Consider the following 14,382-nt stretch of genomic DNA (forward strand, 5'->3'; position numbering starts at 1 on the left):
GGTGGATGCCTCAACCTAGCAAGATGAATTCACGGACCAGTTTGCTGCCAAAATAGGCCAGCATCAACAGGAAAAAACCGGCCAGAGTCAAGCGGATGGCTTTGTGGCCACGCCAGCCCAGCTGGTGACGGCCCCAGAGCAGCAGGCCGAAGATCAGCCAGGCCAGGCAGGAAAAGAAGGTTTTGTGTACCAGGTGTTGGGCGAACAGGTCTTCCAGGAACAGCCAGCCGGTCACCAGGGACAGGGTCAGCAGTATCCAGCCCCCCCACAGCAGTGAAAACAGCAGGTTTTCCATGCTCTGCAGGGGAGGGAAACTGCGGATCCAGGCGGATACGGGGCGTTTGCGCAGTTGCTGCTCCTGAAACAGCAGGATGATCGATTGCAGCACGCCGATGCTGATGATGCCGTAGCCGAGGATCGACAGCAGGATATGGGCCAGCACGCCGGGTGCTTCATGGATGGGTTGTACCTGGCCTTCTGTGACCAGCAGGCTGCCGGCAATGGCCAGGGTCGCCAGCAACTGGAAGGGGGCCAGCATCAGGTTGGCGGTCAGGCAGCGCATGCAGACCAGAACCAGCAAGACAATGAACAGGGCGATCAGGCTGGCTGCATTGAAGAAACCCAGCAGTAGTCCCTGGTCATTGATCAGCAGGGGGTACAGGCCAAGCCCGTGGCAGGCGGCAGCCAGCAGGCTCAAACCGGTCATGAGCGGCGTGGAGAGCGGACGCCGGGTAAAAAAGCGCTGTATCTGATAAAAGCTGTTGGCCAGGTAAAGAACCATGGCGACACTACTCAACAAAACCGGGGGCATGTTCACCTGTCAATGCGTCCTTTAATAAAGGTACAAGTCTGGCATAAAATGCGGTTGCAATAAAGCATGGTGCGACACCCTGGTGTGCTGCCCGTGTGTGGTACCGGTGGCAGGAGAAGTCCCAGCGGCGCAAAAGATGCAGCCAGCCTTGTGCCGGCATTGATGCAATACCCTTTGACAGTTGTCCGGCGCATCACTAAAATACCGCGCTTATGTCAAACGGTCCAATTCCAAATCAGGTCGACCCGCGCAGATTTGCCGATCGGGCACTCACTTTTATCGGCGAGTGGCCGCTTTCGGCATTCGAGAGGCTGGGCGAGCTGGTCACTGCAAATGACGGCGAAGTGAAGATTTCGCTGTCCTTTTTGCGTGATGAGCAAAAGCTGCCGCTGGTGCGGATGAACCTGGCTGCAGAGGTTGGCATGTTGTGTCAGCGCTGCCTGGATGAGGTGGTATTGCCGGTAGGCGGGGATTACCAATATGTGGTGGTTCGCCCGGGCAGTGATACCAGCCTGTTGCCGCAAGAGTATGACATTGTTGAACTGGACGACGAGCCGCTGGATGTGCGGGCGCTGGTGGAGGAGGAGCTGTTGCTTTGCCTGCCGATTGTGCCGAAGCACCCCGAAGGGGAGTGCAACCACCCGGATGGCTATGTTGAACCCGAATTGAGCGGTGAAGAGATTGCAAAGTCCAACCCGTTCAGTGTGCTGGCGCAGTTAAGGAAACCCTGAAAATCGCCAGACACGACAAGTGGCCGGCTGTTTGTCAGCGGGCGCTTTTCAGAGTTTCCTTCGCAGTGAAGAATTTGAAAATTCAGGAGTTGTAAAATGGCTGTTCAAAAGAGCAAAAAGTCCCGTTCTGCACGTGACATGCGTCGCTCCCACGATGCGCTGACCGCCCGTGCTGTAACCACCGACAGCAAGAGCGGTGAAGTGCATCTGCGTCACCACGTATCCCCCGAAGGTATGTACCGTGGTCGCCAGGTCATTGCCCAGGGCGCTGACGAGTAATCCTTGACTGCAACCAGGCTTGCAGTTGACGCGATGAGCGGGGACCATGGTCCCCGCATCATTGTGCCTGCCTGTTTTTCGGCCTTGCGCCGCAATCCCTTCCTGCAGATCATCCTTGTTGGTGATCCCGCGCAGCTGTCCTTGCTGCTGGCAAATACCCCCTCCGAACTTTCTTCCCGGTTAAGTATCCATCCCGCAAGCGAAGTGGTGTTGATGGATGATCCGCCTGCCCAGATGTTGCGTGGCAAACTGGATTCGTCAATGCGGGTCGCGCTGCAGTTGGTGCATGATCATCAGGCCGATGCCTGTGTTAGTGCCGGCAATACCGGGGCGTTGATGGCGCTGGCGCGTCATGTGCTCAAGGTGATACCGGGCATTGATCGCCCGGCGATCATGACATCCCTGCCGGCCCGGTCCGGCCCGGTCCATCTGCTGGATCTGGGGGCCAATGTTGATGCCACGGCGGATCAGCTGGTGCAGTTTGCGCTGATGGGTTCGCTGGCGCTTGAGCTGGACGGTGTGGCGCAGCCCCGGGTCGCGTTATTGAATATCGGTATCGAATCCATCAAGGGTAGTCAGCAGGTACGTCTGGCAGCATCCTGTCTGGAGCAGGCCGGTACACTCAACTATACCGGCTATATAGAAGCAGACGCGGTGTTTCGCAATGAAGCCGATGTGGTTGTGTGTGACGGTTTTACCGGCAACGTGCTGCTCAAGACCACCGAGGGCGTTGCGCGCCTGATGGCCACGCAGCTGCGCGAAGAAGCCGGGCGCACCCTGTGGCGCAAGGTGCTGGCTGTCCTTAATCGCGGGCTGTGGCGCGAACTGGGGCGGCGCTGGTCGCCTGACCGTTATAACGGAGCAGCATTGCTGGGTATCAACGGGCTGGTCATCAAAAGCCATGGCGGGGCCGGTGAGCGCGCCTTTCTTGCGGCGCTGGAAACTGCGGCGCGGATGTCTCTGGAAGACCTGCCCGCCCGTCTGGCGCAACGGCTGGATGCACTGGATGGCACACACAAGGCGGCCCGTTGATGCAAACCGCACGGCCGGTTGTGACTTGCATGCCCGGGCCATCATCCAATGGTCGGTTTGTTTATATCTGTATGGGCGTGGCAGACTGCGCCTGATTATTGACCAGGTGGAATTCTGAATGACAGCAACACTTGCTTTTGTTTTTCCCGGGCAGGGCTCGCAAGCAGTTGGCATGCTGGGCGAACTGGCCGATGCCGAACCGCTGATTGCCGAGACCTTTGCCGAAGCTTCGGCCGCGCTGGGCTACGATCTTTGGGCGCTGTGCCAGCAGGGTCCGGCAGAACAGCTCAACCAGACCGACAAGACCCAGCCCGCGATCCTGACCGCATCGGTCGCCTTATGGCGTTTGTGGTGTGCCAAAACGGACGTGCGTCCTGCATTTGTTGCCGGCCATAGCTTGGGCGAATATTCCGCGCTGGTGGCTGCCGGTGCCATGGAACTGGCCAGTGCAGCCAGACTGGTTGCCCGTCGTGGCGAGCTGATGCAGCAGGCGGTTCCTGCCGGAACCGGTGCCATGGCGGCCATTCTGGGCCTGGAAGATGCCGACGTGCTGGCTGCCTGTGCCGAAGTGGCGCAAGGCGACGTGGTCAGTGCAGTCAACTTCAATGCGCCGGGCCAGGTGGTGATTGCCGGTAGCACGGCTGCGGTCGAGCGTGCCATCGAGGCGTGCAAGGCCCGTGGCGCCAAGCGTGCCATGCCGCTGCCGGTCAGCGTACCTTCGCACTGCGACCTGATGCGTCCGGCTGCGGAACAGTTTGCTGCCGATATCGAGGCGGTTGGCCTCAAGGCTCCGCAGATTCCGCTGGTGCAGAACGTGACGGCTACTGCGGTCGCAGACCTCGAAGCGCTGAAACAGAATTTGTTGGCCCAGTTGTACAGCCCTGTGCGCTGGGTCGAGTCCATGCAGTGGCTGGGCGAGCAGGGTGTTGCCGGGCTGGTTGAGTGTGGTCCCGGCAAGGTGCTGGGTGGCTTGAACAAGCGCTGCCTGAAAGGCGCGGCCAACTACAGCCTGGATACCCCCGACGGATTGTCTGCCTGCCTGGCGGCACTGGTTTGAAGATGGAGAACATGATGAGTCTTGCAGGAAAAATAGCCCTGGTTACAGGTGCCAGCCGCGGTATTGGCAAGGCGATTGCCTTGCAGCTGGGTGCCCAGGGAGCGATTGTTGTGGGTACTGCGACATCTGCTGGTGGCGCTGAAGCGATCGGAGCCTATCTGGCGGAAGCAGGTATCCAGGGTGCCGGGCTGGTGCTGGATGTGTGCAGCGACGAATCCGTTGCTGCGGCTTTTGAGCGTATCCAGGCCGATTTCGGCGCACCGCAGATTCTGGTCAATAACGCGGGCATCACCCGTGACAACCTGATGATGCGCATGAAGGATGACGAGTGGTATGGCGTGATCGATACCAACCTCAACAGCCTGTACCGGGTCAGCAAGGCCGCCCTGCGTGGCATGACCAAAGCCCGCTGGGGCCGCATCATCAGCATCGGCTCGGTGGTGGGTGCCATGGGCAATCCCGGGCAGGCCAACTATGCAGCGGCCAAGGCCGGCGTGGAAGGCTTCTCCCGGGCGCTGGCACGTGAGCTGGGCTCGCGCGCGGTAACAGTCAACACTGTTGCTCCGGGCTTCATCGATACCGACATGACCCGTGAACTGCCGGACGCACAAAAAGAAGCATTGCTGACCCAGATTCCCCTCGGGCGTCTGGGCGGGGCCGAAGAGATTGCCGCTGTAGTCGGCTTTCTGGCCTCGGAACAGGCCGGCTATGTGACAGGCACCACCATTCCGGTGAATGGCGGCATGTACATGTAGTATCAGCCATATGGCGACAGCATGGTTTGAAGGCTGTAATTGGCCGATAAAAAGAATTTTACATGGGACTAAATCCGCAATCATGCGTATAATGCCCCACTTTGTTTGAATGGCAGCGTGGGTTGCCTTGTTTATCCATCAGGAGCAAAAAAGAAATGAGCACTATCGAAGAGCGCGTTAAGAAAATCGTAGCCGAGCAACTGGGCGTCAAGCTGGAAGAAGTTACCAACAGCGCTTCTTTCATCGAAGACCTGGGTGCCGACTCCCTGGACACCGTTGAGCTGGTCATGGCTCTGGAAGAAGAATTCGAGACCGAGATTCCGGACGAAAAAGCCGAGAAGATCACCACTGTACAAGAAGCCATCGACTACGTTAACGCGCACGCGCAATAATGTAGCTGCGGTTCGATACAGCAAAAAACCGCACATCCATGCGTTGGGAGTGCGGTTTTTTTTTGACGGAAATTCCGCTGGTATTTTGTAGACAAAGAGGGTTTTGCCATGTCACGTAGACGTGTCGTAGTGACCGGGCTGGGCATGCTGACCCCGCTGGGACTTGATGTAGCATCCAGCTGGGCCGGTGTTCTCGCAGGGCGGAGCGGTATTGCTTCGATTGAACATATGGATGTGGAGGCTTTTACCACCCGCTTTGGCGGGTCGATAAAAGGCTTCGATGTTGAGCAGTACATGCCAGCCAAAGAGGCACGCAAGTTCGACCTGTTCATCCAGTACGGGCTGGCGGCCTGCTACCAGGCAATGCAGGATTCCGGGCTTGAAGTGACCGATGACAACCGCGCGCGTATTGGTGTGGTCATGGGGTCAGGTATCGGCGGACTGACCAATATCGAGGAAACCTGCAAAACCCTGTTTGACAAGGGACCACGCCGGATTTCTCCGTTTTTTGTACCCGGCTCGATCATCAACATGGTGTCCGGCGCACTGTCGATGCAGCTTGGTTTGCAGGGCCCCAACTACGCCATTACCACCGCTTGCACCACCGGGACCCACTGCATCGGTTCCGCTGCCCGCACCATCATGTATGGCGATGCCGATGTGATGGTTGCCGGTGGCTCGGAAATGGCCACTTGTGGTCTGGGGCTGGGTGGTTTTGCCGCATCACGTGCGCTCTCCACTCGCAACGACGACCCACAAGCGGCTAGCCGCCCGTGGGATGCCGGCCGTGACGGTTTTGTTCTGTCCGATGGCGCCGGTGCGGTGATTCTCGAAGAGCTGGAGCATGCCCGTGCCCGTGGCGCCACTATCTACGCCGAAGTGGCCGGCTTTGGCATGAGCTCGGATGCCTATCACATCACGCTGCCACCCGAAGACGGTAACGGTGCGGCACGTTGCATGGCCAATGCAGTGGGCGATGCGGGCGTGGCACTTGGCACCATTGATTACGTCAACGCCCACGGCACCTCGACTCCGGCCGGCGATGTGGCGGAAGTGAAGGCGCTGAAGTCGGTGTTCGGCGAACACGCCTACCAGCTCAGTGTCAGCTCGACCAAGTCGATGACCGGACACCTGCTCGGGGCGGCCGGAGCGGTCGAGGCTATCTTCAGCGTGTTGGCGATCCGTGACCAGGTGGCACCGCCAACCATCAACCTGGATGAGCCGGGCGAAGGCTGTGATCTGGATTTTGTACCGCATCAGGCCAAAGAGCGTGAAATCAATGCGGTACTGTCCAACTCGTTCGGCTTTGGCGGTACCAATGGCTCGCTGGTGTTTACCCGGTTCAAGGGATGACGCTTTGCCGGGTTGACGGTCAGCCTGCCGCCTCGCTGGGGCTGGCCGACCGCGGGCTCGCCTATGGTGACGGGCTGTTTGAAACCATGCGGGTCGAGCAGGGCCGGATTGCCCTGCTGGAACAGCACCTGCAGCGCTTGCAGGACGGCTGCCGGCGGTTGCTGATTCCGTTCGAGCGGCTGCAGGTGCAGGATGAAGTCACCGCGTTTGCCACTGAACTGCAACAGGGTGTCTGCAAACTGATACTCACCCGTGGTGACGGCCAGCGCGGCTATGGCCTGCCGCAACCGGCCATGCCGCGGCGCATCCTGCAGGGCAGCCCCTTGCCGCAATGGCCGCTGGCCCACGCGCAACAGGGGGTTCGCCTGTTTCCATGCCGGACCCGGCTGGCCATTCAGCCGCTGCTGGCCGGGCTGAAACATCTCAACCGCCTCGAACAGGTCATGGCGCGCGCCGAGTGGCAGGATGACAGCTATGCTGAAGGCATGATGCTGGATACCTCCGGACGCATTATCGAAGGCGTGTTCAGCAACATCTTTTTTGTCCGTGATGGCGTCTTGCTGACACCGGAACTGTCCGGCAGCGGTGTTGCCGGCATCATGCGCGGACAGGTGTTGCAACTGGCAGGTCGGCTGGGTCTGGTCGTACAGGTGGGCGATCTGTATCCTGACGAACTGGACGGGATGAGCGAAGTTTTTACCTGTAACAGTCTGTATGGCATCTGGCCGGTACTGGGTTATGCCAGCCATTGCTGGACCGCGGGGCCGCTGACGCGCAGGCTGCAATCACTAATCAATAGGCAGGATTCATGATCAAGGCACTGGTTCTGACGTGTGCAAGCTTCTTTCTGGCCGCTGTACTGGTTACGGGTGGCGCGTACTGGATGTACGAAAACATCGAGAAACAACCACTGCAGCTGGAACAGGACGAGGTGCTGCTGGTCAACCCGGGTGATACGCCACGGGCCCTGTTGCAAGAGCTGGAGCGACGTGAGTTTATTCAGGGCGCGGTGTGGCTGCGCTCGAAATGGCGGCTGCAGAAGGAGGTTCCGGCTGTCCAGGTTGGCGAATATGCCCTGACCCCTGGCATGACGCTCTCCGATTTGCTGGAAAAATGGCGCACCGGTGACATGATCCAGCACCGCATCACCCTGGTCGAAGGCTGGAACTTTGCCCGGCTGCGCCAGGCCCTGGCGCAGAATGATGTTCTGGAGCAGCAGGTGTCTGACTGGAGCAGCGAGCGCATCATGCAGGAACTGGGCTACGAAGGCGTGCACCCCGAGGGGCGTTTCTATCCCGATACCTACCAGTTCACCCGTGGCCAGAGCGATCTGGATATTTTGCGCCAGGCCGGCAAGCGCCTGCATCAGGTGCTGGAGCAGGAGTGGGCACAACGCTCGGACAACCTGCCTTACGACACCCCGGAACAGGCCCTGGTGATGGCTTCCATCATCGAGAAGGAAACCGGTGTCGCCAGTGAACGGCCCGCGATTGCTGGGGTATTTGTCCGGCGCCTGAACAAAAGAATGCTGCTGCAGACTGACCCTACCGTCATTTATGGCATGGGCGACGCCTATCAGGGGCGGATTACCCGGGCCGACCTGCAGCGGCCAACACCTTACAATACCTACGTCATTGCCGGCTTGCCGCCCACCCCGATCGCCATGGTCGGGCGTGCCGCCATCCATGCCGCACTGCACCCGGAAGACGGTGATGCACTGTATTTCGTTGCCAAAGGCGACGGTTCACACCAGTTTTCCCGCACCTTGCAGGAACACAACCGGGCCGTGCGCGACTATCAGCTCAAGCGCCGTGCCGATTACCGTTCCAGCCCGGCGCCGGCAAGCCGGCAGGATGACTGAATGCATAGCGGACTCTTCATTACCCTGGAAGGCCCGGAAGGGGCCGGTAAAACCACCAACCGCCAGTTCCTGGCCGAGCAGCTGCAGCAGGCCGGCTACGAGGTGGTGCTGACCCGCGAGCCGGGCGGTACCGGCCTTGCGGAAAAAATCCGCGAGCTGTTGCTGGCACAGCACGACGAGCCGGTAGCGGTGGATACCGAACTGCTGCTGATGTTTGCCGCCCGCGCGCAGCATCTGCAGCAACTGATCCTGCCGGCATTGCAGCAGGGCAGCATTGTCCTGTGCGATCGTTTTACCGATGCTACTTATGCTTACCAGGGCGGCGGCCGCGGCATTGATCCGCAGCGAATCGCGATACTGGAAGACTTTGTCCAGGGGGGGCTGCGGCCTGACCTGACCCTGCTGTTTGACCTGCCGGTTGCCGAAGGCATGGCGCGGGCCAGGCAGCGTGGCCGGCTGGACCGCTTCGAGTGCGAGCACGAAGCATTCTTCGTGGCGGTGCGCACCACCTACCTGCAGCGCGCGCAAGCCAGCCCGGAACGCTTTCGTGTCATCAACGCCGGACTTCCGTTAAGCGGGGTGCAGCAGCAACTGCTGCCCGTGCTGCAGGAAATCGGAGCGCGCTGTGCCGGGCGTTGAACATTTGCCGTGGCACCAGCCGCTGTGGGAAGCGCTGAGCGGCCGTGCCTGGCAGGCACATGCCTATTTGTTGCATGGTCCGGCGGGTAGCGGCAAGCGTGAGCTGGCCGAGCGCTTTGCCGCCTGGCTATTGTGCAGCCAGCCCGGCCCGCAGGATGCCTGCGGGTCTTGTGCCTCATGCAAGTTGTATCGTGCGGCCAGTCATCCGGACCTGTTTATCCTGCAGCCGGAAGAGCCGGGCAAGGCGATCCTGATCGGACATGTGCGTGAACTGGTGGCGGCCATTCAACAAACGGCCCAGCAGGGCGGGCGCAAGGTGATCATTCTGGAGCCGGCCGAGGTGATGACCATCGAGTCGGCCAACGCCCTGCTCAAGAGCCTGGAAGAGCCGGGCGCGGGTACCGTGTTCCTGTTGCTGTCCGACCAGCCGAGCTTTCTGCTGCCGACCATCAAGAGCCGCTGCGTGTTGCAGGCCTGTCCGCTGCCGCCGGCTGGCCTGGCGGCGCAGTGGCTGGCGGGAAAACTGCCGGAGCTGGAAGCCGGGCAGCGTGACATGCTGTTGCAGCTGGCCGGCGGTTCGCCGTTACGGGCACTGGAATATGCGCAAGATCAGTTGCTGCAACAGCGGTCCGAGGTGGTGGAAGGCGTCAAGCAGCTGCTCAAGCGCCAGAGCAGTCCGGGCGACCTCGCCGCCCGTTGGGCCAAGTTGCCGCCGGTGTTGCTGCTGGAATGGTTTGCCGGCTGGAGCCAGGCCGTATTGCGCTATCAGCTGACACAGGACGATGCCGATCTGGGCTTGGCCGACATGCAGCCTGTGCTAAAATACATCTCCGGATTTGTACAAGCGGATGCGCTGCTGCAGTTGCATGACTGGATTCTGGAGCGCCGCGTCAAGCTGTTGCGCCGGGCGCCATTGCGCCAGGACCTGCTACTGGAAAGCCTGTTGGGGCAATGGCTGGCGCTGGTACAGCGCACGTAGGAACCAGGCACGCTTGTGGCGCTGGCCGGTTTGCCCCTGCCGGAACTTGTTCACATGGCAAGCGCACATGAGCAGTCCGCGTTTGCAAACTAGAAACTGGGTTGTCCTTGCATATCAGGGCCAGCCAAAGGAGCCATTTCATGGGACTAACCCCGGGACTGGGTGCGCGACACGGCATCATGTCGCTGACCATCAAGGACAAGGCGGTGCTGTACGCCGCCTATATGCCGTTTGTGAAGGGTGGCGGGCTGTTCATTCCGACCAACAAGGCCTTCCAGATCGGTGACGAGGTCTTCCTGTTGCTGAACCTGATGGAAGAGCCGGAAAAACTTCCGATCGCCGGCAAGGTGGTCTGGATCACTCCGCGTGGTGCGCATGGCAACCGGGCTTCCGGTATTGGTGTGCAGTTCAGCGAGAACGACATTGCGGTGCGCAACAAGATCGAGCAGTACCTGGCCGGTGCGCTGCAGACGGATCGCCCTACGCATACCCTTTGAGTGCGCTGCTTGAGGCTTGCGTCACGCCCTGGCTTGTGTGAGCACATTGTGTGGGCTTTGTGAACATGTGCGATCCTTGCACTCCCGGGCCTGCGCATGTTCCACCGGCCAGACCCGCCAACGTGATTCAACACCTTCTGAAATAACGGATACCCATGCTTGTAGATTCACACTGTCACCTTGATCGTCTTGACCTGACCAGCTTTCAGGGCAGCCTGGATGCGGTGCTGGATGCTGCGCGGGCGCGCGGGGTCGGCCATTTTCTGTGCATCGGCATCAGCATCGAGAACGCTGCCACGGTGCGTGCGTTTACCGAGCGCTATGCCGATGTGGACTGTTCGGTCGGAGTGCACCCGCTGGATCTGGTACGCGGCGGCGAGCCGACCCTCGACTGGCTGCTCGATGAATTGCAGCACCCGGGAGTGGTGGCCATCGGCGAGACCGGGCTGGATTATTACTACCAGACGGAAACGGCCGCGATGCAGCAGGATTCGTTCCGTCTGCATCTGGACGCGGCACGCACCACGGGCAAACCGGTGATCGTGCATACCCGTGATGCCAGGGCCGATACCGTTGCCCTGCTGCGCGAAGCGGATTTGCCGCAGGCCGGTGTCATGCACTGCTTCACCGAAGACTGGGACATGGCCAGGGCCTGTCTGGACCTGGGCTACTACATTTCCTTTTCCGGCATTGTCACCTTCCGCAATGCCGACATGCTGCGCGAGGTAGCCCGTAAGGTGCCGGCCGACCGTCTGCTGGTTGAAACCGATTCGCCGTATCTGGCGCCGGTGCCGCATCGTGGTAAAAAGAATTTTCCCGGACATGTTGCCGATGTGGCCGCCTTTCTGGCCCAGTGGCGCGGTGAGGACTACGAGCAGCTGGCCGCCCAAACCACCGACAACTTCAAGCGCCTGTTTCCCCTGGCACGGGTTGCGGGCTGACAGGTCATGAGCAATCGGAACGTGCAGCTCGACGACAGCTGGATGCAGGCGCTGGCCAGCGAATTCGAACAGCCTTACATGCAGCAGCTGTCGGCTTTCCTGCGGACAGAAAAAACTGCCGGCAAGCAGGTATATCCGGCCGGCGGGCTGATTTTCAATGCCCTCAACCTGACGCCGTTACCCGCTGTGCGTGTAGTGATTCTCGGGCAGGACCCTTATCACGGTCCCGGCCAGGCTCACGGGCTGAGCTTTTCGGTGCCTGCGGGCGTGCCGGCGCCGCCATCGCTGCAGAACATTTTCAAGGAGCTGCAGCGCGACCTGAACATTTCCGTTCCGGACCATGGCTGCCTTGAATCCTGGGCGCGCCAGGGTGTCCTGCTGCTCAATACCGCGCTGACGGTAGAGGCCGGACAGGCCGGCTCGCATGCCAAGTCGGGCTGGCACCGTTTTACCGACCGCATCATCGAGGTGATCAATGCCGAGTGTGAGTACGTGGTGTTCATGCTCTGGGGTGCCCATGCCCGCAGCAAGACCGTCCTGCTCGACCCGAAGAAGCACCTGATTCTCACCTCGGCGCATCCGTCACCGTTGTCGGCTTACCGGGGCTTCCTTGGTTGCGGTCATTTCAGCCGCTGTAACCAGTTTTTGCAGCAAGTCGGCCGCGAGCCCATCAATTGGCAGCTGCCTGCCCTGTAAGGTTTGGCTCCACACTAAGCTTATGCCAAACAGGTCGCGCCAGTTAATGGCGTGCTGACAGGCACACCGGTATCATGATCACATTTTTTCGATAGGGCGCAAAAGATTCATGCAGTATCCGACCCTTGCCGATTGTATCGGCAGCACCCCGCTTATCCGCCTGCAACGACTGGGCCGTGAAACCGGCAACACCCTGCTGGTCAAGCTGGAAGGCAACAACCCTGCCGGCTCGGTCAAGGACCGGCCAGCCTTTGCCATGATCGAGCAGGCCGAGCTTGCCGGCCATATCCGGCCGGGTGACACCCTGATCGAAGCCACCTCCGGCAACACCGGCATCGCACTGGCCATGGCCGCTGCCATCAAGGGCTACCGGATGATCCTGATCATGCCCGACAGCTCCACTGCCGAACGCAAGGCCGCCATGACGGCTTACGGAGCCGAACTGCTGCTGACCGAAACAATGGAGTCGGCCCGAGACCTGGCACTGGCAATGGAAGCCAAAGGCCGGGGACGGGTATTGAACCAGTTTGCCAACCCGGACAACCCCAATGCCCACTACTGCAGTACAGGTCCGGAAATCTGGCAGCAAACCGGGGGAGAAATCACCCACTTCATCAGCGCCATGGGCACTACGGGTACCATCATGGGGGTCTCCCGTTTCCTCAAGGAGCAGAATCCCGGCGTGCAGATTGTTGGCTTGCAGCCGGAAGAAGGTGCTGCCATTCCCGGCATCCGCCGCTGGCCCGAGGCCTATCTGCCGGAAATCTTCGAGGCCAGCCGTGTCGACCGTGTTGTCGACATGGGCCAGCAGGAAGCCGAGGACTGCATGCGCCGTCTGGCCCGTGAAGAGGGCATCTTCTGCGGGGTCTCGTCAGGCGGCGCAGTGGCCGCCATGCTGCGTGTGGCGCGGGAAGTGCAGAACGCGACGCTGGTGGCGATCATTTGCGACCGTGGCGACCGCTACCTGTCCAGTGGCGTATTTGACGAGGCTTCTGCGTGAGCCGCAAACCCCGTACCGGCCTGAGGTTTCAGCCCGCCGGTGGCCGGCAGGAGAGTGGGCCGGTGGTCGGCCAGAAACAGCTGCTGACGGTTGAACGTCTGGCCAGTGACGGACGCGGCATTGCCTTTGTTGACGGGCGCAGCTGGTTTGTCAGTGGTGCGCTGCCGGGCGAGCAGGTGCGGGCGCGGGTGCTGGCCGCCCGCAGCAAGGTGGTGGACGCGATTGCCGAGCGCATCGAACGGCCGGCCCCGGAGCGGGTGGAGCCTTTTTGTGCGCTGGCCGGAACTTGCGGCGGTTGCACATTGCAGCACATGCCGCTGGCCCGCCAGCGGGCGTTCAAACAGGACTATCTGGCCGACCAGCTGCAGCGGGCCGGAGTAGCGGTAGCCGGCTGGGAGCCGGGACTGACGGTAGATGATCGTGGCTACCGGCGTCGCACCCGGATATCGGTCAGGGTTGAAAAAGATGGTCGCGTGCAGCTGGGGTATCGTGCCCTGGCGTCACGCCAGATTGTTGCCGTCGAGCAGTGCCCGGTGCTGGTGCCCGAACTGCAGGCGGTCCTGCCGGAGCTGGCAGCCTTTGTCCGCACCCTGCAACACCCACAGGCCATCGGCCATCTGGAGCTGTTTTCGGGCACGGCCATCGCCTTGCTGGTACGCCTGACATCCGGCCTGCATGCTGCCGAGCAACAGGCCTGGCGTGAATTTGCCCGTCAGCAGCAGCTGCAGCTGTGGTGGCAGCCGGATGAGCAGCCTCTGCCTGACAGCCCCGACAACCAGCTGGCTTACCGGCTGCTTGACCAGGGGCTTGAAATCGACTGTCGGCCCGGCGACTTTGTCCAGGTCAATCCGGCCCTCAACCAGCTGATGGTCAACCGGGCGCTGGAGTGGCTGGATATGCAGCCGGGCGACCGGGTGCTGGACCTGTTTTGCGGGCTGGGCAATTTCAGCCTGCCGTTGGCGCAGAAGGCCGCTCATGTGACGGCTGTGGAAGGTGTGCCGGCCATGGTGGAGCGGGCCCAGAGCACCGCACACAGGCAAGGATTCGACAATCTGCACTTTTTTGCCCGCGACCTGTCACAGCCCCTGACCGGAGCGGGTTGGGCAAAGTGGGAGTATGACCTGATTGTCCTTGATCCGCCCCGCGACGGCGCGCTGGAAGTGGCAGGCAGCCTGGGTCGCTTTGGTGCGCGGCACGTATTGTATGTATCCTGCAATCCGGCCACACTTGCGCGTGACGCGGCGCTGCTGACAGAGCAGGGCTATCGTCTGGCACGTGCCTGTACACTCGACATGTTCAGCCATACCGGCCACGTTGAAGCTATGGCCCTGTTTGTCAAAACCGCACAGTAAGGAAAAC

Annotated in this window: 17 protein-coding genes; 16 read left to right on the forward strand and 1 reads right to left on the reverse strand. The window is 60.8% G+C overall.

The genetic code is table 11. The features are described from left to right. Positions 1-10 precede the first annotated feature (10 nt). Positions 11-811 carry a cytochrome C assembly family protein gene (locus tag AR306_RS03850; RefSeq protein ID WP_101496240.1) on the reverse strand — a complete coding sequence of 267 codons (801 nt, stop codon included), beginning with the start codon at positions 809-811 and terminating at the stop codon, positions 11-13. A gap of 212 nt (positions 812-1,023) precedes the next feature. On the opposite strand from AR306_RS03850, the gene AR306_RS03855 reads away from it, so the two are divergent. From AR306_RS03855 to rlmD, 16 genes are all read left to right on the forward strand, one after another. Then, positions 1,024-1,542 (forward strand): YceD family protein, encoded by a 519-nt coding sequence (locus tag AR306_RS03855; protein WP_101496241.1) that lies wholly within the window; start codon positions 1,024-1,026, stop codon positions 1,540-1,542. 96 nt (positions 1,543-1,638) lie between these two features. Continuing rightward, on the forward strand, positions 1,639-1,821 hold the full coding sequence (gene rpmF, locus AR306_RS03860) for a 50S ribosomal protein L32 (RefSeq protein ID WP_101496242.1): 183 nt from the start codon (positions 1,639-1,641) through the stop codon (positions 1,819-1,821). 3 nt (positions 1,822-1,824) lie between these two features. Further along, positions 1,825-2,853: a phosphate acyltransferase PlsX gene (gene plsX, locus AR306_RS03865; RefSeq protein WP_101496243.1), complete on the forward strand. Its 1,029-nt coding sequence runs from the start codon at positions 1,825-1,827 to the stop codon at positions 2,851-2,853. Between the two features lie 118 nt (positions 2,854-2,971). Further along, entirely contained in the window at positions 2,972-3,910 is a 939-nt protein-coding gene (gene fabD, locus AR306_RS03870) for an ACP S-malonyltransferase (RefSeq protein WP_101496244.1), read from the forward strand. Between the two features lie 14 nt (positions 3,911-3,924). Then, positions 3,925-4,665 (forward strand): 3-oxoacyl-ACP reductase FabG, encoded by a 741-nt coding sequence (fabG, locus tag AR306_RS03875; protein WP_101496495.1) that lies wholly within the window; start codon positions 3,925-3,927, stop codon positions 4,663-4,665. A 155-nt stretch (positions 4,666-4,820) separates the two neighbouring features. Beyond that, a complete protein-coding gene (gene acpP, locus AR306_RS03880; RefSeq protein ID WP_101496245.1) occupies positions 4,821-5,057 on the forward strand; it encodes an acyl carrier protein in 237 nt (78 codons plus the stop codon). Between the two features lie 108 nt (positions 5,058-5,165). Next, positions 5,166-6,410 carry a beta-ketoacyl-ACP synthase II gene (gene fabF / locus AR306_RS03885; RefSeq protein ID WP_101496246.1) on the forward strand — a complete coding sequence of 415 codons (1,245 nt, stop codon included), beginning with the start codon at positions 5,166-5,168 and terminating at the stop codon, positions 6,408-6,410. Next, positions 6,407-7,222, forward strand: a complete 816-nt coding sequence (pabC, locus tag AR306_RS03890) for an aminodeoxychorismate lyase (RefSeq protein WP_101496247.1) — start codon at positions 6,407-6,409, stop codon at positions 7,220-7,222. The genes fabF and pabC overlap by 4 nt, the downstream gene beginning before the upstream one ends. After that, on the forward strand, positions 7,219-8,271 hold the full coding sequence (gene mltG, locus AR306_RS03895; protein WP_101496248.1) for an endolytic transglycosylase MltG: 1,053 nt from the start codon (positions 7,219-7,221) through the stop codon (positions 8,269-8,271). Before pabC ends, mltG begins: the two co-directional genes overlap by 4 nt. Beyond that, entirely contained in the window at positions 8,272-8,910 is a 639-nt protein-coding gene (tmk, locus tag AR306_RS03900) for a dTMP kinase (RefSeq protein WP_101496249.1), read from the forward strand. Next, positions 8,897-9,889, forward strand: a complete 993-nt coding sequence (locus AR306_RS03905; protein ID WP_240622473.1) for a DNA polymerase III subunit delta' — start codon at positions 8,897-8,899, stop codon at positions 9,887-9,889. The genes tmk and AR306_RS03905 overlap by 14 nt, the downstream gene beginning before the upstream one ends. A gap of 140 nt (positions 9,890-10,029) precedes the next feature. Beyond that, a complete protein-coding gene (locus AR306_RS03910) occupies positions 10,030-10,386 on the forward strand; it encodes a PilZ domain-containing protein (protein WP_101496250.1) in 357 nt (118 codons plus the stop codon). Between the two features lie 155 nt (positions 10,387-10,541). Beyond that, positions 10,542-11,327, forward strand: coding sequence for a TatD family hydrolase (locus tag AR306_RS03915; protein ID WP_101496251.1), 786 nt, complete (start codon positions 10,542-10,544; stop codon positions 11,325-11,327). Positions 11,328-11,333: 6 nt separating this feature from the next. Beyond that, positions 11,334-12,023 (forward strand): uracil-DNA glycosylase, encoded by a 690-nt coding sequence (ung, locus tag AR306_RS03920; RefSeq protein WP_101496252.1) that lies wholly within the window; start codon positions 11,334-11,336, stop codon positions 12,021-12,023. A gap of 109 nt (positions 12,024-12,132) precedes the next feature. Beyond that, complete coding sequence (cysM, locus tag AR306_RS03925; RefSeq protein WP_101496253.1) at positions 12,133-13,023, forward strand: cysteine synthase CysM; 891 nt, start codon at positions 12,133-12,135, stop codon at positions 13,021-13,023. Further along, entirely contained in the window at positions 13,020-14,375 is a 1,356-nt protein-coding gene (gene rlmD, locus AR306_RS03930) for a 23S rRNA (uracil(1939)-C(5))-methyltransferase RlmD (protein ID WP_101496254.1), read from the forward strand. The genes cysM and rlmD overlap by 4 nt, the downstream gene beginning before the upstream one ends. Positions 14,376-14,382 lie beyond the last annotated feature (7 nt).

Origin of the sequence: Thiopseudomonas denitrificans, assembly GCF_002866065.1 — a bacterium.
In the GTDB taxonomy this organism is placed as follows: Bacteria; Pseudomonadota; Gammaproteobacteria; order Pseudomonadales; family Pseudomonadaceae; genus Thiopseudomonas; species Thiopseudomonas denitrificans.

Bases quoted from the DNA above. Each gene is read 5' to 3' on its own strand.
- AR306_RS03850 (WP_101496240.1), bottom strand. From the start codon at position 811: ATGCCCCCGGTTTTGTTGAGTAGTGTCGCCATGGTTCTTTACCTGGCC.
- AR306_RS03855 (WP_101496241.1), top strand. From the start codon at position 1,024: ATGTCAAACGGTCCAATTCCAAATCAGGTCGACCCGCGCAGATTTGCC.
- rpmF (WP_101496242.1), top strand. From the start codon at position 1,639: ATGGCTGTTCAAAAGAGCAAAAAGTCCCGTTCTGCACGTGACATGCGT.
- fabD (WP_101496244.1), top strand. From the start codon at position 2,972: ATGACAGCAACACTTGCTTTTGTTTTTCCCGGGCAGGGCTCGCAAGCA.
- fabG (WP_101496495.1), top strand. From the start codon at position 3,925: ATGAGTCTTGCAGGAAAAATAGCCCTGGTTACAGGTGCCAGCCGCGGT.
- acpP (WP_101496245.1), top strand. From the start codon at position 4,821: ATGAGCACTATCGAAGAGCGCGTTAAGAAAATCGTAGCCGAGCAACTG.
- fabF (WP_101496246.1), top strand. From the start codon at position 5,166: ATGTCACGTAGACGTGTCGTAGTGACCGGGCTGGGCATGCTGACCCCG.
- pabC (WP_101496247.1), top strand. From the start codon at position 6,407: ATGACGCTTTGCCGGGTTGACGGTCAGCCTGCCGCCTCGCTGGGGCTG.
- mltG (WP_101496248.1), top strand. From the start codon at position 7,219: ATGATCAAGGCACTGGTTCTGACGTGTGCAAGCTTCTTTCTGGCCGCT.
- tmk (WP_101496249.1), top strand. From the start codon at position 8,272: ATGCATAGCGGACTCTTCATTACCCTGGAAGGCCCGGAAGGGGCCGGT.
- AR306_RS03910 (WP_101496250.1), top strand. From the start codon at position 10,030: ATGGGACTAACCCCGGGACTGGGTGCGCGACACGGCATCATGTCGCTG.
- AR306_RS03915 (WP_101496251.1), top strand. From the start codon at position 10,542: ATGCTTGTAGATTCACACTGTCACCTTGATCGTCTTGACCTGACCAGC.
- ung (WP_101496252.1), top strand. From the start codon at position 11,334: ATGAGCAATCGGAACGTGCAGCTCGACGACAGCTGGATGCAGGCGCTG.
- cysM (WP_101496253.1), top strand. From the start codon at position 12,133: ATGCAGTATCCGACCCTTGCCGATTGTATCGGCAGCACCCCGCTTATC.